Source organism: Flavobacterium cheniae (genome assembly GCF_004363695.1).
GTDB classification, from domain to species: Bacteria; Bacteroidota; Bacteroidia; order Flavobacteriales; family Flavobacteriaceae; genus Flavobacterium; species Flavobacterium cheniae.
On the sequence record NZ_SNZC01000001.1, the window covers coordinates 709,669 to 729,397 of the forward strand.

General features: G+C 29.9%; 16 protein-coding genes and 1 tRNA gene. 8 read left to right on the top strand and 9 right to left on the bottom strand.

The window, feature by feature from the left end; translation table 11 throughout:
* Positions 1–303: 303 nt before the first annotated feature.
* The 6 genes from C8D80_RS03420 to C8D80_RS03445 form a co-directional block, all read right to left on the bottom strand.
* Positions 304–2,715 (bottom strand): AIPR family protein, encoded by a 2,412-nt coding sequence (locus tag C8D80_RS03420; RefSeq protein WP_133607382.1) that lies wholly within the window; start codon positions 2,713–2,715, stop codon positions 304–306.
* Entirely contained in the window at positions 2,716–3,678 is a 963-nt protein-coding gene (locus tag C8D80_RS03425; protein WP_133607384.1) for a PD-(D/E)XK motif protein, read from the bottom strand.
* 5 nt (positions 3,679–3,683) lie between these two features.
* On the bottom strand, positions 3,684–6,794 hold the full coding sequence (locus C8D80_RS03430; RefSeq protein WP_133607386.1) for a Z1 domain-containing protein: 3,111 nt from the start codon (positions 6,792–6,794) through the stop codon (positions 3,684–3,686).
* Between the two features lie 7 nt (positions 6,795–6,801).
* Positions 6,802–8,316, bottom strand: coding sequence for an ATP-binding protein (locus tag C8D80_RS03435; RefSeq protein ID WP_133607388.1), 1,515 nt, complete (start codon positions 8,314–8,316; stop codon positions 6,802–6,804).
* Positions 8,313–9,542, bottom strand: coding sequence for a DNA cytosine methyltransferase (locus C8D80_RS03440; protein WP_133607390.1), 1,230 nt, complete (start codon positions 9,540–9,542; stop codon positions 8,313–8,315). The genes C8D80_RS03435 and C8D80_RS03440 overlap by 4 nt, the downstream gene beginning before the upstream one ends.
* Before the next feature lie 305 nt (positions 9,543–9,847).
* Positions 9,848–9,932, bottom strand: a tRNA-Ser gene (locus C8D80_RS03445).
* A 652-nt stretch (positions 9,933–10,584) separates the two neighbouring features.
* On the opposite strand from C8D80_RS03445, the gene C8D80_RS03450 reads away from it, so the two are divergent.
* The 5 genes from C8D80_RS03450 to C8D80_RS03470 all read left to right on the top strand — a co-directional run bounded on the left by C8D80_RS03450 (position 10,585) and on the right by C8D80_RS03470 (position 14,609).
* Positions 10,585–11,142 (top strand): DUF6642 family protein, encoded by a 558-nt coding sequence (locus C8D80_RS03450; protein WP_133607392.1) that lies wholly within the window; start codon positions 10,585–10,587, stop codon positions 11,140–11,142.
* A gap of 36 nt (positions 11,143–11,178) precedes the next feature.
* On the top strand, positions 11,179–11,871 hold the full coding sequence (locus C8D80_RS03455) for an NUDIX hydrolase (protein WP_133607394.1): 693 nt from the start codon (positions 11,179–11,181) through the stop codon (positions 11,869–11,871).
* Positions 11,872–11,945: 74 nt separating this feature from the next.
* Entirely contained in the window at positions 11,946–12,779 is an 834-nt protein-coding gene (prs, locus tag C8D80_RS03460; protein WP_133607396.1) for a ribose-phosphate diphosphokinase, read from the top strand.
* A complete protein-coding gene (locus C8D80_RS03465) occupies positions 12,763–13,155 on the top strand; it encodes a hypothetical protein (RefSeq protein WP_133607398.1) in 393 nt (130 codons plus the stop codon). The genes prs and C8D80_RS03465 overlap by 17 nt, the downstream gene beginning before the upstream one ends.
* Positions 13,156–13,157: 2 nt before the next feature.
* Positions 13,158–14,609 (top strand): nicotinate phosphoribosyltransferase, encoded by a 1,452-nt coding sequence (locus tag C8D80_RS03470; protein WP_133607400.1) that lies wholly within the window; start codon positions 13,158–13,160, stop codon positions 14,607–14,609.
* A 37-nt stretch (positions 14,610–14,646) separates the two neighbouring features.
* Here the strand turns inward: C8D80_RS03470 and C8D80_RS03475 are convergent, their stop codons facing one another.
* A complete protein-coding gene (locus C8D80_RS03475; RefSeq protein ID WP_133607402.1) occupies positions 14,647–16,020 on the bottom strand; it encodes a hypothetical protein in 1,374 nt (457 codons plus the stop codon).
* Positions 16,021–16,221: 201 nt separating this feature from the next.
* Here C8D80_RS03475 and C8D80_RS03480 point away from each other — a divergent pair, with 201 nt between their 5' ends.
* The 3 genes from C8D80_RS03480 to C8D80_RS03490 all read left to right on the top strand — a co-directional run bounded on the left by C8D80_RS03480 (position 16,222) and on the right by C8D80_RS03490 (position 18,911).
* Entirely contained in the window at positions 16,222–17,862 is a 1,641-nt protein-coding gene (locus tag C8D80_RS03480) for a tetratricopeptide repeat-containing sensor histidine kinase (protein WP_133607404.1), read from the top strand.
* Between the two features lie 2 nt (positions 17,863–17,864).
* A complete protein-coding gene (locus C8D80_RS03485; protein WP_133607406.1) occupies positions 17,865–18,530 on the top strand; it encodes a response regulator in 666 nt (221 codons plus the stop codon).
* Between the two features lie 78 nt (positions 18,531–18,608).
* The gene (locus C8D80_RS03490) at positions 18,609–18,911 is read left to right on the top strand and encodes a hypothetical protein (protein ID WP_133607408.1); all 303 of its coding nucleotides are present in this window, start codon (positions 18,609–18,611) and stop codon (positions 18,909–18,911) included.
* Here C8D80_RS03490 and C8D80_RS03495 read toward each other — a convergent pair.
* Both C8D80_RS03495 and ytxJ read right to left on the bottom strand, forming a co-directional pair.
* A complete protein-coding gene (locus C8D80_RS03495) occupies positions 18,906–19,223 on the bottom strand; it encodes a hypothetical protein (protein ID WP_242004820.1) in 318 nt (105 codons plus the stop codon). The two genes, C8D80_RS03490 and C8D80_RS03495, sit on opposite strands and share 6 nt — an antisense overlap.
* Before the next feature lie 141 nt (positions 19,224–19,364).
* Entirely contained in the window at positions 19,365–19,700 is a 336-nt protein-coding gene (ytxJ, locus tag C8D80_RS03500) for a bacillithiol system redox-active protein YtxJ (RefSeq protein ID WP_133607410.1), read from the bottom strand.
* Positions 19,701–19,729: the final 29 nt, after the last annotated feature.

Sequence of the window (19,729 nt, forward strand, 5' to 3'; positions counted from 1 at the left end):
GTTTTTTTATATTAATGGTGGCTGAGGCTCTCGAAGGCAAAAGGTAATAAACCCTTCAATCAATTTAAATTAAACTCCAAAACAATGGGAATATGATCAGAAATTTCGCGAGCGTAACTTAAACTCTCAACTGCTTTATAAAAAGGAAGTATGTAATATTTTTCTCTTTGAAATTTCAATATTCCCTTCTTCCACTAATTCAATTAAAGCTATTAACCAATAAAATTTGTAAGTAGCAGATGTACTATTAAATACAGATGCCAGCTTTTGAATGGGCAAGTTATGGGATTGAGGTAGATTCATTTAAAGATTTTGAATTGTTGATATATAATTAGATGCATAGTAAAGTTGCTTAACATTAGGTGCTTCGCCTGACTTTAATTTTTTACCAATTTCATTAAATACAGAATCGTATTTTATTCCTTTAGCTTTTGCAATCATGCCAATTTTATCAAAATTTGATATTATATCTTCTCCTTTTTCAATACAAGAATTATATTTTTTTACAACATAATTTAAAGTGTTTTCAAGGATAGTGTTTTCTTCTATAACTATCTTATCTAATACATCAGGGTAATTAATTCTTATTTTTTGAATTTGGTTATTTTCGAAGTTAACTAAATCAGTTGTTAAATCCTCATTTTGTTGAATTAAAGCTGAAATATTAGAAAACTTATTTCTCTCGTTATCTGTCAGATTATCCCATAGTAATGAGTTCAATTTTTTGTAAAACTCAGGTGTTTTAGAATGAATATCTACACTGTCTTTTAAAAATTTAAAATCAACTTCTTTATTTTTAGAATTAGCTTTTAATTTTTTTTCCAATTCTTTTTTAGATATAGAATATTTATTAAAAATCTTATTAGATTTGTCTGTGTTTAAAAAATCTTTGATTTCATTTGAGTTGTAGATGTCATCCCACATCTCTTTCTTTTTACTATATTCACCTAAATCATCACTTTTTGCATATTTTTTAATCAAATCATTTACAAGTATCATTAACTCTTTTAGATATACTTTCAAATCATCTTCGAGTCCTTCTTTTGCCCATAATTTTGCTAAATCAAAAGTGTAAGGATTTCTTTTGTCTCCTTCAGTTTTTGAAAATAAGATTGACATAGTATAGGGAACAACGGCAGAACGCAATTGTCCAATTGCATTATTTCTAGTTCCATGAATTTCTTCAAGTGATTTAAACAATATTATTCGTGAAATTAAAAGCTCATAGAAATTTCTATCAATATTTAATTTTTTTTCATTTTCCTCTGAACCAACATCTTCAAGAAATTTTCTAAATATAGCTTCACCACCTTTTTTTACTTTGTATGGTTCATCACCCCAGGAAGAATAATATTTACCAAGTTGTTCTTTTGTAAAACGAAATTCTTTAGGATATTCTTTTTCAATTCTATTTTTACCGGATTGACCAGCTATTCTGAGTTTTGTATTAAATTCCCCTTTTGACTTCTCAAAGAACCATTTACGACCTGAAGGTGTAATTATACTTTCTGAGAGTGCTTTAATTTTATTAAGTTGTGGATTTCTTGAACGTAAATCAACTGTAGTAACTTTTGATTGAGAATTTGAAAATTCACTTATATTTGAAATTAATTCGTTTAAGTCTTCTTCTGAGACATTTTTGGCAACATTAATTTTTGCCATTACTTTTACCTTACTTACATCAATACCATCTTTTTGACTGAAATAAATACTTGCTGTTGTTTGACCACCATTAACAATTTGAAAATCAGACAAAGATTTTATATAAATCTTATCTTTAATCGTTTCAATTTCTTTATTACTTGCTGTTATAGTCAATCCGTTATTAAAGGCAATAAATTTTTCAGGGTCTTTAGTTAAAGTTTTTCTCATTCCAAGATTTACACCTCTAAATTGTAAAAAAGATCTAACATTTTTTTCCAATAATCTTGAACTAAATCTTTTATATAGCTCAGCTAATATATTTGCTGGTAAAACACATAAGTACGATTCAAAATTTGTTTCATCAGCGGCTTTTATTGCTTCAATTTTAAAATCAAATTGCTCTTCAAAATTAATAGTTAAAGCTTCTCTATTTCCTTGTGAAATAAGTACACTATATAGAAAATTTAAGTCTACCAATCTTTTTAAGATTAAAATTTCTTTTTCTATTGATTCTCTGTTTTTAGTATATCTTATTTTTACTTTTTCATCTTTGAAATCCATCCTTTTTGGTTGCACAATGGAGCCACTACTAGTTACAGTAGCAGTAGCAGAAATTAAAAATATTTCTACAACATCAAATTGATCAGCACCAAGTGACGACGACATTTGATTTATTAGAGCATTGATTGCTCCAATATCTTGAATGTCATTTAAATGTCCTTTAATGGATTTGTTTGTAAAATTTGTAGCTCTTTTAAAAATGGTTTCATAATATTCTTTGATTGATACTTCTAAATTTTTTGAGTCTAATGATATCGATTCATCATTTAAAATAAAAAGTTGTAATCTTTCTCCAGAATCATTTATTATATATCCATTTATTTTTATTGGAGAACCATCTATTTCCGTTGAATAATAAGTTTCTGTAAAATCTTCAGTATCTATTAGTTTGGCATCTAACATCGAAGGAATGATATTATTGATGAAATTAGTTTCATTAATAAATCCATCTTCGTCTTTAGATTCATTAAGCAAATCAACCCTATATTTTAAATACTCTTTAATTTCCATTTAGAATTGTTTTTTGTTTATAATAAATTCTTCAATCAGGTTTAATCTTATATTATAATTTATTTTATTGATTTCCTCTGGTATTGAAGAACGAATAAGTTTTGGAAAATTTTCTCTATTACTGTCATATGAAATTTCTTCAATAGGTGCATAACGATAAATTTCATATTGATCTAAATCTCCAATCGTCAATCCTTTTTGAGCTAATGCACTTATAAAAATTGAATTATCTCCTAATTTATCAAGTACAATTGTTTTAATATCATTGATTAATGATTTCAGACTTAATCCATTTTCAATATCTGTATTTACAAAAATTACCACCAATACCAGTTCTTTTCCCTTTTCTGATTCTAATTGAAATTCACTTGAAATACGAACATTGTTTTTAGAACTTTCAATTGTTTTAATTTCATAATCTGTAAATTCAAAAACAAAATCATGTCCTTCGTCATATGGTCCTCTCCATGAAAGTAAAATGTCATCAACAATTAGTTCAGAGTTAAGAAGTAAATTCTTCAAATAAATAAGCTCGCCGATCAATCCTTTTACTTGGTCTCTTGAAAGACCATCGGTTTTTTTATTTTCAAAAAAAGCACTCCATTTAAAAAAATGTCTTGTAAATAATTCTGAATACTCTTCTGTATTTGAAATATTGTAAATTTTACTGTAAATAGATAATATTAGATCATCAAACAAGTCTTTGAAAAAATCATCATTTAAGATAATGCACAAACATTTTTCTTTTTTAAAATATTTTAGCGAAAGATTTTCCTTTTCAAACTGTTGGAAAGGTTTGTCAAAGTCAAAAGGCAACTCAAGAATTAAACATCTTTGCCTTTTTTTATTAAAACCAATGTTTAATTGTGGGATTGACTCTTTTGAAAGTAATTTATATTCAAACTCTCCTTCTCCAGAAGGAATAATTTTATTCCAAATATTTTCAATGATTGCTTTATTCATTATTATTAAATTTCAGATTCAATTCCTTCATAATCGTCATCTATTTCTTCATCATCATAAATTATTTCCATAGGATTATTTTCAATATTTTCTAATATATGTTTGTTGACCAGATATTGTCCTCCAATATTGACTTTTAATGGAGGTATTCCAATAGCAAAACCTACAAGAGGAACATTCAAATCAATATTTTCTTTATTTGCTTTAATTTCTAATTCAGAATTATAAAAAATTGCTTTTAAGTCCATAAGATAAATAACAAGTAAACCATCATTATCTTTCATTTTTTCACGATAAATTCTTTCTGGTGGGTTTTTCCCGGGATTATCAAATTTAAACTTTTCTTCTGCTTGATTTTTTTCTGACTCTGTTAATACTAAACTTAAATCTGTAGGACTAGTAACTATGTTAGATGAATTACCTGAAGCTGTAAATACATTTAATTCATAAAGACTTTTATAAAATCTGTTCCCTTCTTTTGGACCACTTCTTTTTGTTAATTTAACTTCTGTATTAAATCCAGTATATTCTCTAGGAATTTCTCTTAGTGATCCAGATGTATTAATTGCAATTGTCCAATTGGTAAGTTTTTCGTAGTTATTGCATAATTTAATGAATCTAACTATTGCATTTTTTTCAAACTTACCTGTATGAGTAGAAATCGAATTTAAGAAATCTTCTAAGGCTTGAGTATCCTTTTTTAAAATTATAAATTTTCTATCGTCATCAAATTTAAATCCAGATGAGTATTTTTGATATGTATTTTTAAAATTTTCCCATGAATTTGATATTTTATCTGCTTTTAATTCAAATTCTGTAGTTTGTACTAATTTATCTTCATAAGACCAAGTTTCAGTAACCGCATTTTTTAAAATTGCGGGTCTTGTTATTTGTAGAGTACCTGGATGGGTTAAAACCTTAGTTGCATAATCTTTAGGTTTCTTTTTATCTCTTGATAATTTTCTGAATTCTTCTTCTAACTCTTCAATTGTCCAAGTTACTTGATCAAATTTTTCAAATGAATCAGATGTTGTAAATAATTTACAACAATCTAGATAACCAGGTCTGTAACCGAACCATCTACCCATTTGTAATAAAGTGTCTGCATAATTTGTATTTCTTATAAAGTAGTTTATAGTTAATCCTTCTAGTGTAAATCCTCTTGAAAGTTTGTTTCCACCAATCACGATGTATTTTTTCTCTCCACTTTCGTAATCAAGAAAATCTTTTTCAACAGTATTTACTGCCTTTACTTCAATAGCATTAATAGCTGATACTAATAAATCTCTTACTTCTAGAAATGTTTTTCTAGTTAAATACTCATCGTCATAATTTTCAGGCAGATACTCTTTAATATTGTTGACAGCATCAGCAAAATATTTAATCCAAATTCTCTCAAATTCATTAAATATAGAATCTTTAGAAGTTAAAGCGTCATTATTTAAACTTGTTCTTAAATTATTAATTCTTTCATTTATTAATTCTTTACTTCTGCATTGCCAATCTGAAAATCTTGATATATGAATCAACATTGTATTATGTGGGTGAAATAGCTTTGATTGAATAAGTTCTGGTCTTCTTGATTGTCTTATTGCAATAGAAATAATGAAGCATTTTATTGCTTCATCTAAAGATTTAGGGATTGAATTAGGGTAATTATCGTATTTTGTTGTTGCTCTTGTTAATTCACGATAATCTTGATAAGTACCAAAACGGATTCTAGCATTTTCGTCATTATCAAATTCTGTTTTGTTATTATATTTTTTTACACCAACTAGACTACCATCTGATAGTTCTTCCACTCTTTCAGGAAAATATTCAATATAGTCGTTTATTGGTTCTGCTAGTAAAGGATCAATTTTTTTTATATCTTCAATCCTAGTTTCAAAGAAATTTTTTGGTCCAATGTAATTAGAAGGTGGGATTAGTAATTCAATAAAATCATCAGGAAATAAATTACCTTCAAGATCAAATTCTAATTCACTGTTATTTTTAGAGTCTTTAACTTTCCATTTAACTTCAGGTTTTTTATTCCAATCTTGAAGAATATTTGCAAAAGGTGTTGCTGTATAACCGATATACGTTTTGCGATTAAACAAAGCTAATAATGCTCTAATATGTCCATTTATTTTATTTGCATAATCCGCGCCTTTATGTCCTAAGTTATTTATAGATGCATTATCTGCTTCATCATCAATAATTAAAAAAGGAATGTCATGCTTATCTGTATTCTTTCCTAAATATTCATGTAACCATAAAAGTAAATTTTGTAAAACGCTTGTGTTTTTTTTACAAATAAGTATGTTAATTTGATTTAAACTAAATTCTGATTCTTTTAAATTTCTATCAAAATCTTTATTTTTTGAAGTTGGAATTACGATTTGCTTAACATCGTCAAATTTACCAAGAGGACCAAATGAATTTTCTTCACCAACTCCTATAAAAGAGCCTTGAGTAATCATTTTCCCTTCAACTTCTTTTTCAGTTCTAATTTGAGTTTGTCTTCTCAAATCTTCCATGATACCAGATAAGACAATTATAAGCTTATATCCAACATCAATAGAACTATTTACAACAGCATTAAAATTTGAAGTTTTACCAGACTGAACACTACCAACGACTAAACCTTTTACAAAGAAATTATTCGAATTTTTAGGGTCTCCAATTTTTTTTATTATTTCTAAACTTGATCTTTCAGTTTCATTTATCATTGATTTAGATCGACCAAGTTTTTTTTCTAAATATAATAGATATCTTCCTCTGTATGTTTTTGCTTTAGTTTCATCATTATCCCAACCAATTTCATTAATTCTATTTTCATTTAACCAAGAGTCTTTGTATTCGTTTTGAATAGACATACTTGGATTCATGATAGTTCTATAATTATATCTTACATCTCTTAATGCTATAGTGTACTTTTCGTCAAAATCATTATCAGATAAGTTATAAGTTTTTCCACTAAATAATATTGGAAATATTATTTTTAAAGAAGATTTACATTTGTTTTTTAATTCCTCTCCTTCAAAAAAATCTCTATCTGCAAAACCATTAACTTCAAAAAATTGATTGTAATTTGACACTATTAAACTTTTGATTTGATCAATAATTTCATTCATAAGTGATTTAATTTAATAGGTTTGATATTTCTTCGTGTGAATTTACTTTTATCCCAAGATTTGGCAAAATATCCTTCTTGATTTGTTCTTTAGACAATCCAAGGTTTAATAATTCACTAATTGATTTTACAATCTCATCAATTGATATTCCATCCTTTTCTGCATTTCCTGTTATTTCAACATTATCTACTTGACGCACTTTGTTAATTAAGTTAGAACTCATTTTAAGAATAAAATTAAGTTCTGCTTTTTGCTTGTTATTAAGTGACGATTTAAGTGATTTTAATAATGGAAATTCATCATTAATTCTGAGTAAAACACCTTTGTTTGTAGCTGTTTTATAAAACAATTCACTACTATGTTCAGTAGGTCTTTGAGTGAAGGTTTTGAGACCGTAATTAAAATATTCTTTTTGAGCTTCTGCTTTTAAATCTACTATAGCTCGTAAAAAGGAGTTTTTTAAATCATGTGGTATATTAATCTGAGATTTTGCAACATTCAGATGAAATAAATGGTCAACTTTATTACCAATATCAATTTTAAGTCTTCCTAATTGTAATCGTGGCATTTTTTTTATTAGTCCGTTCCAACCACCAAATAAAATTAACCTATCTGCTCTGTAAATGTATAAACCTTCCATATCCATCAGACTTTTATTGTGTGGAGTCCATGGATTAGAATTTTCTTTAGTTTCTTTTATACTAGTATTAGGCAAAACAAAACCTTGAATTTTAACAATGTCCTTGCTAAATTCTTTTTGTAGAGGTTCTAATGCTCTTAAATTAGAATTGTCTGTTGGAAAAGGATTGAAAGGTTTAACTAATGTGTTGTTAATTCTTATATCAACACGATTTGTTTGTCTTTCCATAAATTTATGAAAGACTATTGATAAATACTCACTAGTTGTATTGGTTATTTCTTCTTTTAAAGCATCTTGCTTATTTTTAACATCTAAAAAGTTTTCAAATTTGTATAACCCCCTCCAAACGATAATTGTATTAGGAATGAATTCATTTGAACTATTTTGATGGTCATTTGAAATGTTATTATATTGTTCTAAAATTTCAGCAATTTCTTCATCAGAATTTATTATCATTTCCCATTTCCCAGAATCTTTAAGATGTTTGACATCCCAAGTTAGTCCAGAAAAAAAAGAACTGCCTTTTTTTCTTGATAAAACGGTAAAAGCTCTTGTTTGAGAGAACGAGGCTGTTTTTAATCCTAATCCAAATCTCCCTAAATCATTAGATTCTCTTGAATCTTCGGGTGATTTACTAGGAAATTGCATATTTCTTTTTAAAGATTCTTTACTCATTCCGTCTCCATTATCACTAAGAAAAAGAGTAAAAGGTTCTTCATCTATTTTAGTTAATACTTCAATTCTTGATGCATTAGCTGTAATAGAATTATCCATTAAATCAGCTAAAGCAGTTTCTAAACTATAACCTTGCTCCGCAATAGATTTAATTAGAAATTCAGGATTAGGATTTGCTAACTCAAAATTTTGATTTTCAACATTCATAACATCTCTTTTATTTTATTAGCAATACCTTCAGCCATTAAAACTGGCACAGCATTTCCAATTTGTTTAAACGCAGCTGTTCTACTTGATTCAAAAAAGTAATCATCTGGAAAAGATTGTATTCTGGCGGCTTCTCTTACAGTAATTGACCTATTTTGGTCGATATCTGGATGAATGTAATAATGACCGTCAGCACAAATATGTGCAACAACAGTGTGAGATATTCCTTTATGATTTACAACTTGAAATCTATTTGAAAATGTTTTTGTATTACTATGCTTGATTAACCTTTCAGGTAATTCTCCATAATTAAGTCTTTTATTGTCTTTAATCCATTTCTCTACAGCTATTCTGTAAATTTCTAAATCATTTTCATTATTGTATCTTGCAACATGTTGTGTTGTAAAATCTATACCATTTCTTATTCCCGTAGCATTTAAATAAGCATTTGTTTTTTTAGCATATTTTGAAACATTCCATTCACCTTGACCACTTTTTAATTTAGGTAAATCAGAAAAAAGATGCTTTAAAACTTCAAATTGCACTTCTTTATCTTCAAATTTTGGGTATTGTAATTTTAAGTCTTTTCGCCAGCCAATGATTATAACCCTTTTTCTATCTTGTAAAACATTAAAATTTTTGGCGTTCAAAACTTGCTTTTCAAGATGATAACCTTGTTTTTTTACCGCATTAAATATCTTTTCTAAATATTCACCATTATTAGCAGATAGTATTCCAGGTACATTTTCAAATACAAACATTTTAGGCTTGTAACGTTTCAAAAATTCAACATAATGTTTATAAAGATGATTTCTTGGGTCATCTTCCATGTTTTTTCTGGCTCTTCCAGCTACAGAATAAGCTTGACAAGGAGGTCCACCAATTACTAAATCAACTTCTTCACCTTTTAATTCTTCATCAATTTTTTCAAATATTTCTGGTAATGTTTTAGGAGAAATTTCCTTGTTTATTACTGAATTAATCAAATGATTTGGAATTTTATTCCATAGTTCATCTCTTGAAATATTTCCTTTCAAATATTTATAGTATTCATCAACTCTTTCATTTTCTTTTAGATAATGAAATGCAGTTCTTGTACGTAAAGTGTCACATGCGTCTTTATTCATTTCAACATGTGCAATTGGTGTAAAACCAGCTCTTATGAAACCTTCAGATAGTCCACCTGCTCCTGCAAATAAGTCAATAAAATTTAATTTCGTTTTCATTTAAATAAATCTTTCCAATAACCGTAAAAATAATCAAAATGAGTTTTATTTTTCACATATAACTTTACATAAAATACATAAGTTATAAACATCAACATATTATTTATTTTTCAAAAATATAGATATAATTTTTAATTAAAATGTGGAAAACCGTACGAGAAGTGTTAAAATTAAAATACGTCCCACCATTTCTGGCAGGGCGTTTCCAATAGGGCTATATTGAACACAAAGCAAGCCTATTGTGCCTATGTGTTTTAAAAAAAGGCATAAAAAAACCGATTCATTTCTGAATCGGTTTTACCCTGCGGAGAAAGAGGGATTCGAACCCCCGGACCTGTTACAGTCAACAGTTTTCAAGACTGCCGCATTCGACCACTCTGCCATTTCTCCAATAAGTCGCGCACTACTTCCGTATTGCGAGTGCAAATATAGAACGATTTTTTATTTCTGCAAACGTTTTCAAAAGAAAAAAGTAAAAAAAACACACTTTCCACCTTACCCCATTCCCAACCATTTGAATGTCAGTAAATAAATAAAACTAAAATTTAAGAAAAAATCAAGAACAAGTACAAGAACAAAGTCAAAGTTATCATTTGTATCGTTTTTTTTTATATCTAAAGTAGTTGAAGAGATGCTTAACAGCATGACAAACTATGCGTGTAGTCTTTTATGTGAGCTATGCCAAGTGAAACATCTCTGTGTAGCTCTCTCAACACAATCCACTTCCAAAAAAACTCCGTGCAACTCTGTGTAAAAAACTATGTGCCTATGTGTTTTAATTTCAAAATTCAACCTTCGTTAATCATCATTCAACATTCAAGAAATGCTTAACAGCATGACAAACTAGACGATTAGTCTATTGTGAACTATAAAAGTGTAACGCCTCTGTGCAACTCTTTCAACACAATCCACTTTCAAAGAAACTCCGTGCAGCTCTGTGTAAAAAACTATGTGCCTATGTGTTTTAATTTCAAAATTCAAGATTCGTTAATCAAGATTCAACATTCAAAAAAACCACCTACTTTTGTAAAAATCAAAAACAATGCACCCTAATTCCAAACTATTTTGCCTAGAAAGCGTTCCCGATGTCACTTCCCAAACATCCAGCATCATTCTACCCTCTTTAGAAAAACTAGCATTGCAATACAACATCACTAACGTTTACCAAACCTGTGATAGCATAGAAGGATTAGAAGAAAGCCTATCTACCCTACTCTACGAAGACCGAAACTTTCATGATTACGAAATCATCTACTTCGTATTCCAAGGAAGAGACAACAACATCATCATCGACAATTATTTGTACAGCCTAGAAGAAATAGCCGAGTTTTTTGAAGGGAAACTTACCAACAAACGCATCCATTTTGCCAATACCTTACAATTAGACCTAGATTCCGAAACCGCTCAATATTTCTTAGATGTCACGGGAGCCATTTCCATTTCAGGCTATCGTAACCCAGCACCAATACTAAGTACCATAATCGACAATCCGTTCTTCGCTTTATGCCAAGAATATGATGACGTAACCGATATTGTAGAAGCATTATTCGAAAAACACTACACCTTAGCTAAAGCCATGGGTTTTACTTTGTATTACTAATTTTAGTACATTTGTTTATATCATACGCATAATTAAATGAATATAAATCAAAATATAAAAGTAGCCGTTGATGCCATTGTTTTTGGATACAGTGAAAACCAATTAAATGTGTTACTCATCAAACAAAAATACGGCGTTTTAAAAAACAAGTGGGCACTAGTTGGAGGTTTTGTAAAAGACAACGAAACTTTATTCGAAGCTGTCAACAGAGAACTTCAAGAAGAGACAGGTATTACTGTAAATTATTTAGAACAACTCTTCACTTTTGGCGATGATATTCAAAGAGATCCTAGAGGAAGAGTAATTTCCGTAGCCTACTTTGCGTTGGTTAATTCAACTAAATTTAATGTAAGAGCAGATAGTGATGCCGAAGAAGCACAATGGTTTTCTATTGCTGCACTTCCCGATTTGGCTTTTGACCATAAACTAATTTTAGAAACCGCTTTAAAAAGATTGCAAAACAAACTCACCTACCAACCCATAGGTTTTGATTTATTACCAAAAGAGTTTTTATTCTCCGACTTAGAGAATTTATATTGCACACTATTAAACAAAGAAATAGACCGAAGAAACTTCAGAAAAAAAATATTAAGCTTCGGAATTATTGAAGAAACCGATAAGTTTGGTTCGAAAAAAAATGGTAGACCAGCCAAACTTTTTAAATTCAACAAACTGAAATACAATAAATTAACAAAAGAAGGCTTTGTATTCGATATTTATTTTGCGTAAATTTTACACTAAATATTTTGTAGTTAATTTTAAACCTATTAACTTTGCGTAGAATTTACACAAATAATCAAATTATGATACTTAATTTAGACCCTAATTTCAAACCTGTAGCAGGAGAAGAAATTCAATTTCAAAGCTTTACTTTTTCAGGTGGTGAACCTCATATTAAGATAGACCCAAATTGCAATAACCAAAAAGTTACAATAACGCATCGCTTAAATTCATTTAACGATTTAGGTTTGTTGTGTTTGGCTGTTGATGCACTCAGAAGAATGGATGCTAAAATCGAAAAACTAATCATTCCTTACTTCCCTTCTGCCAGACAAGACAGAGTTATGATAAGTGGTGAGCCTTTATCTGTAAAAATTTACGCAGACATTATCAATAATTTGCAAATAGAAAAAGTAGTTGTTTTCGACCCTCACTCGGAAGTTACTCCAGCTTTGCTAAATAATTGTCAAGTAATTTCAAATCACAGATTTATTGAAAAAATAGTAGCAACTATCGGAAACGATGTTACGCTAATTTCTCCAGATGGTGGAGCCTTAAAGAAAATCTATAAAGTATCTGAATTTTTAGGAGGCGTTGAAGTGGTGGAATGCAGCAAAAGTAGAGACGTAAAAACAGGCAAGCTAACAGGATTTAAAGTTTACAACAATAATTTAGAAGGTAAAGATTGTTTAATTGTTGATGATATTTGTGACGGAGGCGGCACCTTTATTGGATTAGCAGCCGAATTAAAAAACAAAAATGCAGGAAAACTCTATTTAGCCGTTAGCCATGGTATATTTAGCAAAGGATTTGATAGTTTAAAATGTTTTGACAAAATATTCACTACCAATTCTTTCAAAGATTTTGATAACGAAGGCATCACTCAAATCAATTTACAAGATGGACTTTTATCTTAATCCCTCAAATTCTTACAATCGAATAGTTGAAGAATACAATAAGTATGGCACTTTAGTTGTGGCTTTCGATTTTGATGATACCGTATATGACTTTCATAAAAAAGGAAGAATATATTCCGACATGATTGACTTACTGCAAGAATTAAAAAGCATCAATTGCTATTTAATTTGTTGGACAGGACAAGAGGATGACACCCTCGTACAAAACTATTTAGTAGAAAATCAAATTCCATTCGATAGCATCAATGAAAATCCACCTTTTCATCAATCTAAAAGCAGAAAAGTATATGCAAATGTGTATTTAGACGATAGAGCGGGATTACAACAAGTATATTTAGATTTAAAAAAATTAATTCAAACTCAAAAACACCACTAATTATGAATCCTTTATTATTAACAGACGGATACAAAGTAGACCACAGAAGACAATATCCTAACGGAACAACACTTGTTTATTCCAATTGGACACCAAGAAAAAGTAGAATTGAAGGAGTTGATGAAGTGGTATTATTTGGATTACAATATTTCATAAAAAAATATATTTTAGAAGATTTTGAAAACTACTTTTTCAAGCAACCAAAAGAAAAAGTCGTAGCAGAATACAACCGAAGAATCAACAACTATTTAGGTGAAAATCAAGTAGGAACAAAACATATTGAAGTACTTCATGATTTGGGTTACATCCCAATGGTGATAAAAGCATTACCTGAAGGTGCTAGTGTACCCATAAGAGTTCCAATGTTTACAATGTATAATACATTACCCGAGTTCTTTTGGTTAACCAATTATTTCGAAACTCTTGTATCGGCAGTGATTTGGATGCCATGTACTTCTGCAACAATTGCCAAACAATACCGAATGGTTTTAGATAAATATGCAAATGAAACCTCATCAGTACCTGAATTTGTAGATTGGCAAGGACATGATTTCTCTATGCGAGGAATGGCAGGTATTGAAGCCAGTGTTATTTCTGCTTGTGGACATTTACTTAATTTTAGTGGAACTGATACTATTCCAGCTATTAATTTATTAGAAAACTATTACAACGCCAACTCAGACACTGAGTTAATCGGTGGTTCTGTAGCTGCAACAGAACACAGTGTAATGTGTATGGGAACTGCAGAAGATGAAATTGGTACCTTTAGAAGACTAATTTGCGATGTGTATCCAAAAGGTATTGTTTCTATTGTTTCTGATACTTGGGATTTATGGAAAGTACTAACCGAATACATGCCAAAACTTAAAAATGAAATCTTATCTCGAGAAGGAAAAGTGGTACTTAGACCTGATAGCGGTGATCCAGTAGATATTATTTGTGGAAATCCAAATGCTACTAGTGAAGTAGAAAGAAAAGGGGTAATTGAATTGTTGTGGGAAACTTTTGGTGGTACAATAAACAATAAAGGATTTAAAGAATTAGATGGACATATTGGAGCCATTTATGGAGATAGTATCACAGTAGCAAGAGCAGAACAAATTTGCGAAAGATTAAAAGAAAAAGGATTTGCTTCAACAAATGTTGTGTTAGGAATTGGTTCTTATACTTACCAATACAACACAAGAGATACTTTTGGTTTTGCGATGAAAGCAACCTATGGCGAAGTAAACGGAACAGGTCGCGCTATTTTCAAAGATCCAATTACCGATGATGGAACTAAAAAATCAGCAAAAGGTTTGATGAAAATCGTATTAGAAAATAACAAATACAAACTAATTGATGAAGTCAATTGGGATGAAGAAAACCAAGGCGAATTAAGAGAAATATTCAGAGATGGTAAATTAATAATAAACGATTCCCTATCCGATATTCGAAATAGAGTACGAAATTAAAAAAAAGACCTTCAAACTAAGTTGAAGGTCTTTTTTATTAACTCCTAAACAAAACGTTCATAATGTCGTCATAGGTTTTTAATTCGGTGGGATGAACTCGCATTTTAAAAACCACTTTTCCAGAACGGGCTTTTAATGCTTTGAAATCTTCAATGGTGAAATAAGCCAATTTATTATCCTCAGTTAGTCCCCACAAAACATTCTGACTTTCTGGATTAAAATGAATCGTTTTGGTATAACGATACAAAGCATTAACTCCCATTTCCACTAACACAACTTGTTTTAAATCCAACGCCTTCCCATTTTCATCTACAAAAGAAGCATCCAGTTTAGCTCCCTTTGGATACACATGAGGATAATCTAAATTCACTACGCCAAACTGATTTACCTCTAACGTTCTCATTATTTTTTTACTACCTGTTAAACTTTCAATCTCTTTGCGTTGCATAAATCGATTATATTCATTTGCCTTTCTATCATAATTAGCCCAAGCTTCTTCTATACTTTTTCGTTCGTTCTCAATTTTAGAAATTAAACCCGCATATTTTTTCTTATAATTGCTCAAAGCTTTAGAATATTGTGCTTTATCCTTAAAACTCAAATAACAAACACATTTAGTTTTAATAGAATCAGGATATTTACCCCAAGGAACAAAAGTCACTTCATAGGTACCATTTTTTAAATCTTTAACTAATATATCTTTAGAATCAAAACCACATTTTTTACCATCAATTGGCTCAAACCAAACGTTTTTGTATGCTTTCAATTTATCATTTTCATTCAGATTGTCTGTGACCTGAAAAGCAAATTTTCCCGCCTCTTTTGGAGGAATTGGAGCTTCTGGTAAACGCTCTAGTTCTTCTTTCTTTGTAGCTGTTTTTATTTCATCCTTACCTAATTCACGCCAAGTATTCGTTTTAGGATCTAAATCATAACGATTAAATTTAGCATCCTCTGAAAAACTTACTGCATCGACTTTTATTTTATTATTTGGATTGACCTGAACAGCCTTTCCATTATTCGAAGCATTCATTTCGAACATTCCTGCCGATTCAAAAACCAATTCTTCTCCATTTTCATTGGTAAAATTCATGGGAATACCCGCTAAATAAATGTCTAATGGATTGGAAAACATTCTAAATTTTAAAGCCACTGGACTCGTAATTACATTACCCTTTTCATCTAAAAAAGCATCTTTAGGTATCGAAATCACCGAACCTGATTTATGATAAATCACCGTATCCTTTGTAGGTGAAATTTGAAATTCATCCGCAACAATATCAGCTGCAGGAATTGGTGGAACTAATCGTTCTTCAGTAGCAGCTTGAGGTTTAGCTGTTTCTTCCTTTTCTTTACAAGAAAACAAACTCATTGAAAACAATACAATGAGTAAAAAATAACGGTTTTTCATAATAATAAGATTTGGTTAATAGTAAAACGTTAATAAATTACAATTAGTGCATAACATTTTTAAAATTAAAAGATTACAATATGAAATCCGTACGTATTTCCGTATCAAACAAAAAATTAAAAGTTTCAGCGCAACTTGTACCATAAAAACTTTTAAAACTATAAGAAATTGCCTATTTTCGGGCGATATAATCCAATCGTGATGTCTTTCTTAAAAATTGGTTTTCTTGCTTTCTTATTCCTAATTACTTCTTGTAAAAACCAAGAAGAAAATCCTGCGCTTGATGCGAATTTAGAACAAGCAGAAAATCTTTTCGCCACGAAACAATATCGAAAAGCCTATTATTATTACAATCAATCTTTTCTCTTCAACAAAGAACAACACAATACCAAACGAGCTGTTTTTAATTTATTAAGAATGGCACATATCGAAAATTTAGAGTGCGATTATATAGGAAGTGAAGCCACAACTACACAAGCCATAAAGCTTTTTGACAAAACTATTCCGATACCTTATCAAACCAATGCTTATATTTCATTAGGATTAAATTATATGCATCTAGCCAACTATGAAGATGCCGAATCAATGTTCGAAAAAGCAATTCAAATAACCGAAGATTCATTAACCGTTTATATTTCAAAAAACAACATTGGGTATTTATACATCAAACAAAAAGAATATCAAAAAGCGGTTCGTCTATTATCCGAAATAGAAAACGAAAAAATCCTTCAAGAATCACCTTTAGATTATGCTCGCGTATTAGATAACAAAGGAATTGCATTGTTTCACTTAAATGATAAATTGGCATTATCCTATCTAAAAAAAGCAAAAACAATTAGAGAAACCAATAATGACGATTCGCAAATTGTATCGTCTTATATGCATTTAGCCGAATATTATAAAAATCAAGAGCCTGCAACCGCAAAAGAATGGACTCAGAAAGCATACCATTCAGCTACAAAAGCATTTATTCCCGATGATCGATTAGAGGCGTTAAACCTTCTCTTTACCACCACTACTAACAACAACCTAAAAAACCAATATCACGATACTTATATTCACATTAATGACAGCTTGCAACAAGCCAGACAACAAGCTAAAAACCAATTTGCTAAAATCAAATACGATTCCGAAAAAGCGGAAACAGAAAAAACAGCATATCAATATAAAATGTATGGTTTTATAATATTATTAATACTAAGTGTAGCCGTTTTCATTTTGCTTTATCGCCTAACAATTCAAAAAAATAAACGCAAAATTTTAGAAACCCAATACACCACCGAAACTAAAATTGCCAAACGTTTACATGATGAATTAGCCAATGACGTTCACAACACCATTGCCTTTGCCGAAACACAGAATTTAGAAAACGAGCAAAACAAAGAAACACTGCTGGAAAATTTAGACACCATTTACCAACGCGCGCGAAACATTTCCAATGAAAATAAGGAAATTAATACAGGTAAAAACTATTTAGAACAACTAAAATACATGATTAATGCGTATTCAAGCGATACCATCAATGTAATTTTAAACACGAGCACATTACATGAAGTACCTTTAAATTCAGAAGTTAAAATTGCTTTATATCGTGTACTACAAGAACTCATGGTAAACATGAAAAAGCATAGCAATTGCTCGTTAGTAATGATAGGCTTTAAAGAGACTAATTCCGCATTAGAAATTAACTATTCAGACAACGGAAAAGGGACCGATAATCAATTACAAATAAAAAATGGTTTGCAAAATGTGGAAAACCGCATTTTTTCTATCAACGGAAACATTACTTTTGATACTGAACCTAATAAAGGTTTTAAAGTAAAAATTACAATTCCGAAATAAGTATGTTTACCAAAGTACTAATAGCCGAAGATTTTGATAGTATCAATATCGCCTTAATTCAGACCCTTGAAAATATGGGGGTGAAAGAAATTGAACACGCTAAATATTGCGATGATGCCTTACTAAAAGCCAAAAAAGCAATACAAGACAAAGCTCCATTTGATTTATTAATCAGTGATTTATCCTTTGAAACCGACTACAGAACCGTTTCATTAACCAGTGGAGAAGAACTCATTGCAGCCATCAGAAAAATACAACCTGAAATACCGGTTTTGGTGTACACAGTAGAAGACAAAACTTTTGTAATTAAATCATTAATAGAAGATGTAAAAATAAACGCCTTTGTACATAAAGGAAGAAATAGCATCAGCCAATTAAAAACGGCTATGGAAACCATATTGTTTGGAGGTACTTTCATCTCTCAAAATGTAGCACATGCCTTAAAAGAAAAATCATTTAATGAAATAGAAGATTATGATGTTGAAATTCTATCTCATTTGGCAAAAGGAGTAACCATTGAAGAAATGGAGCAACTTTTTAAATTGAAAGATATTAAACCTAATAGTAAAAGTTATATCGAAAAAAGAGTTAGCAAACTTAAAGACATCTTTAAAGCAAAAACTACTATTCATCTCATATCCCTTTCAAAAGATTTAGGTATTATCTAAATCTTTTTATTCATTTACGGATTTCCGTACGGAATTAAATTTTCTTGAGGTTAGCTTTGTACAAAACAACGCTATTTCATGCCTAACTACTATTTACATACCGAACCTGATGCAAAAGGTAATTATTGCTTACATGTAGCAGGATGTTCTTGTTTAAATAACTCAAGTCAATTTGCAAATCTTGGAGATTTTACAAAAATTGAAGAAGTAATTGCAGAAACAAAATCTTCAGATTATAGGATTTCACTATGCAAAGAATGCATTGACATCCATTTTAGCAAAACGGCGATTGATAATACGCCACCGATATTCGTTCAACTAAAAAACGCAATCAAAAAAAGATTGCGTTTAGTAATTCCCTTAAAAAATAAAAAATTATAATAATAAAATCAACAAAAGAACGATAATGATAATGGCTCCAACCGATAAGTAAATACCGCTATTGCTATCTCGTAATGATGATTTTATAACTTTAACTTCTTTTCGAAGTGCTTTTTTTTCTGTTGAAGTCATGTCTGACTTGTCCATTGCTTTTATTTCATTCAAACGATCCAACTGTACTTGTACATGCGCAGGAACTTCAATAGGTTTTGCAACAGGTGTATTGGATGGATTACCAGCAGCAGTCATAGTGTTTGGAAAGAAACTTATCGACATAATTAGCATCAATAAGTAAAGAGTTGTTTTTTTCATAATAGTATAATGTTAGTAATTATTTACAACATTAAAATTATACACTTCAATTGACTAAAGTGTTATACTATTTTTAGAAAAAATTACAGATATTACAGATAAAAAATCCATCCTTAATTTAGAAAATTCCAAAACCCAAACCTACAAATACTTCGCAATGTCTTCCGCCTGAATGCTATGATGCGAAACTCGATACACCACTTCCCCATTCTTTAAAACAATAATCTGTGGCGATTGATGAATCACACTTAATTCCTCAGCAATAAAATTAGAAACACTTCGATACGAAAGTAAATCTAAATAATTGAAATCGGCTTTAGCAATCAATACATCATTTCCACTAACCAAGCGCTCTTTAGCATAAGCACTAATACCACAAGTCACACTATCCTTAAAGATAATTTGAGGTTTTTCATTTGATTTTTCAACAATTTCTCTTACTTGTTCTTCAGTAGTTATGGGATTCCAGTTTTTCATATTTTTTTATTTGCTTTATGCCTTAAGCT

Coding starts and splice junctions, on each gene's coding strand:
- C8D80_RS03485 (WP_133607406.1), top strand. CDS start 17,865: ATGTTTACCAAAGTACTAATAGCCGAAGATTTTGATAGTATCAATATC.
- C8D80_RS03490 (WP_133607408.1), top strand. CDS start 18,609: ATGCCTAACTACTATTTACATACCGAACCTGATGCAAAAGGTAATTAT.
- C8D80_RS03465 (WP_133607398.1), top strand. CDS start 12,763: ATGGACTTTTATCTTAATCCCTCAAATTCTTACAATCGAATAGTTGAA.
- C8D80_RS03470 (WP_133607400.1), top strand. CDS start 13,158: ATGAATCCTTTATTATTAACAGACGGATACAAAGTAGACCACAGAAGA.
- C8D80_RS03475 (WP_133607402.1), bottom strand. CDS start 16,020: ATGAAAAACCGTTATTTTTTACTCATTGTATTGTTTTCAATGAGTTTG.
- C8D80_RS03425 (WP_133607384.1), bottom strand. CDS start 3,678: ATGAATAAAGCAATCATTGAAAATATTTGGAATAAAATTATTCCTTCT.
- C8D80_RS03480 (WP_133607404.1), top strand. CDS start 16,222: ATGTCTTTCTTAAAAATTGGTTTTCTTGCTTTCTTATTCCTAATTACT.
- C8D80_RS03435 (WP_133607388.1), bottom strand. CDS start 8,316: ATGAATGTTGAAAATCAAAATTTTGAGTTAGCAAATCCTAATCCTGAA.
- ytxJ (WP_133607410.1), bottom strand. CDS start 19,700: ATGAAAAACTGGAATCCCATAACTACTGAAGAACAAGTAAGAGAAATT.
- C8D80_RS03420 (WP_133607382.1), bottom strand. CDS start 2,715: ATGGAAATTAAAGAGTATTTAAAATATAGGGTTGATTTGCTTAATGAA.
- C8D80_RS03455 (WP_133607394.1), top strand. CDS start 11,179: ATGAATATAAATCAAAATATAAAAGTAGCCGTTGATGCCATTGTTTTT.
- C8D80_RS03430 (WP_133607386.1), bottom strand. CDS start 6,794: ATGAATGAAATTATTGATCAAATCAAAAGTTTAATAGTGTCAAATTAC.
- C8D80_RS03495 (WP_242004820.1), bottom strand. CDS start 19,223: ATGAAAAAAACAACTCTTTACTTATTGATGCTAATTATGTCGATAAGT.
- C8D80_RS03450 (WP_133607392.1), top strand. CDS start 10,585: ATGCACCCTAATTCCAAACTATTTTGCCTAGAAAGCGTTCCCGATGTC.
- C8D80_RS03440 (WP_133607390.1), bottom strand. CDS start 9,542: ATGAAAACGAAATTAAATTTTATTGACTTATTTGCAGGAGCAGGTGGA.
- prs (WP_133607396.1), top strand. CDS start 11,946: ATGATACTTAATTTAGACCCTAATTTCAAACCTGTAGCAGGAGAAGAA.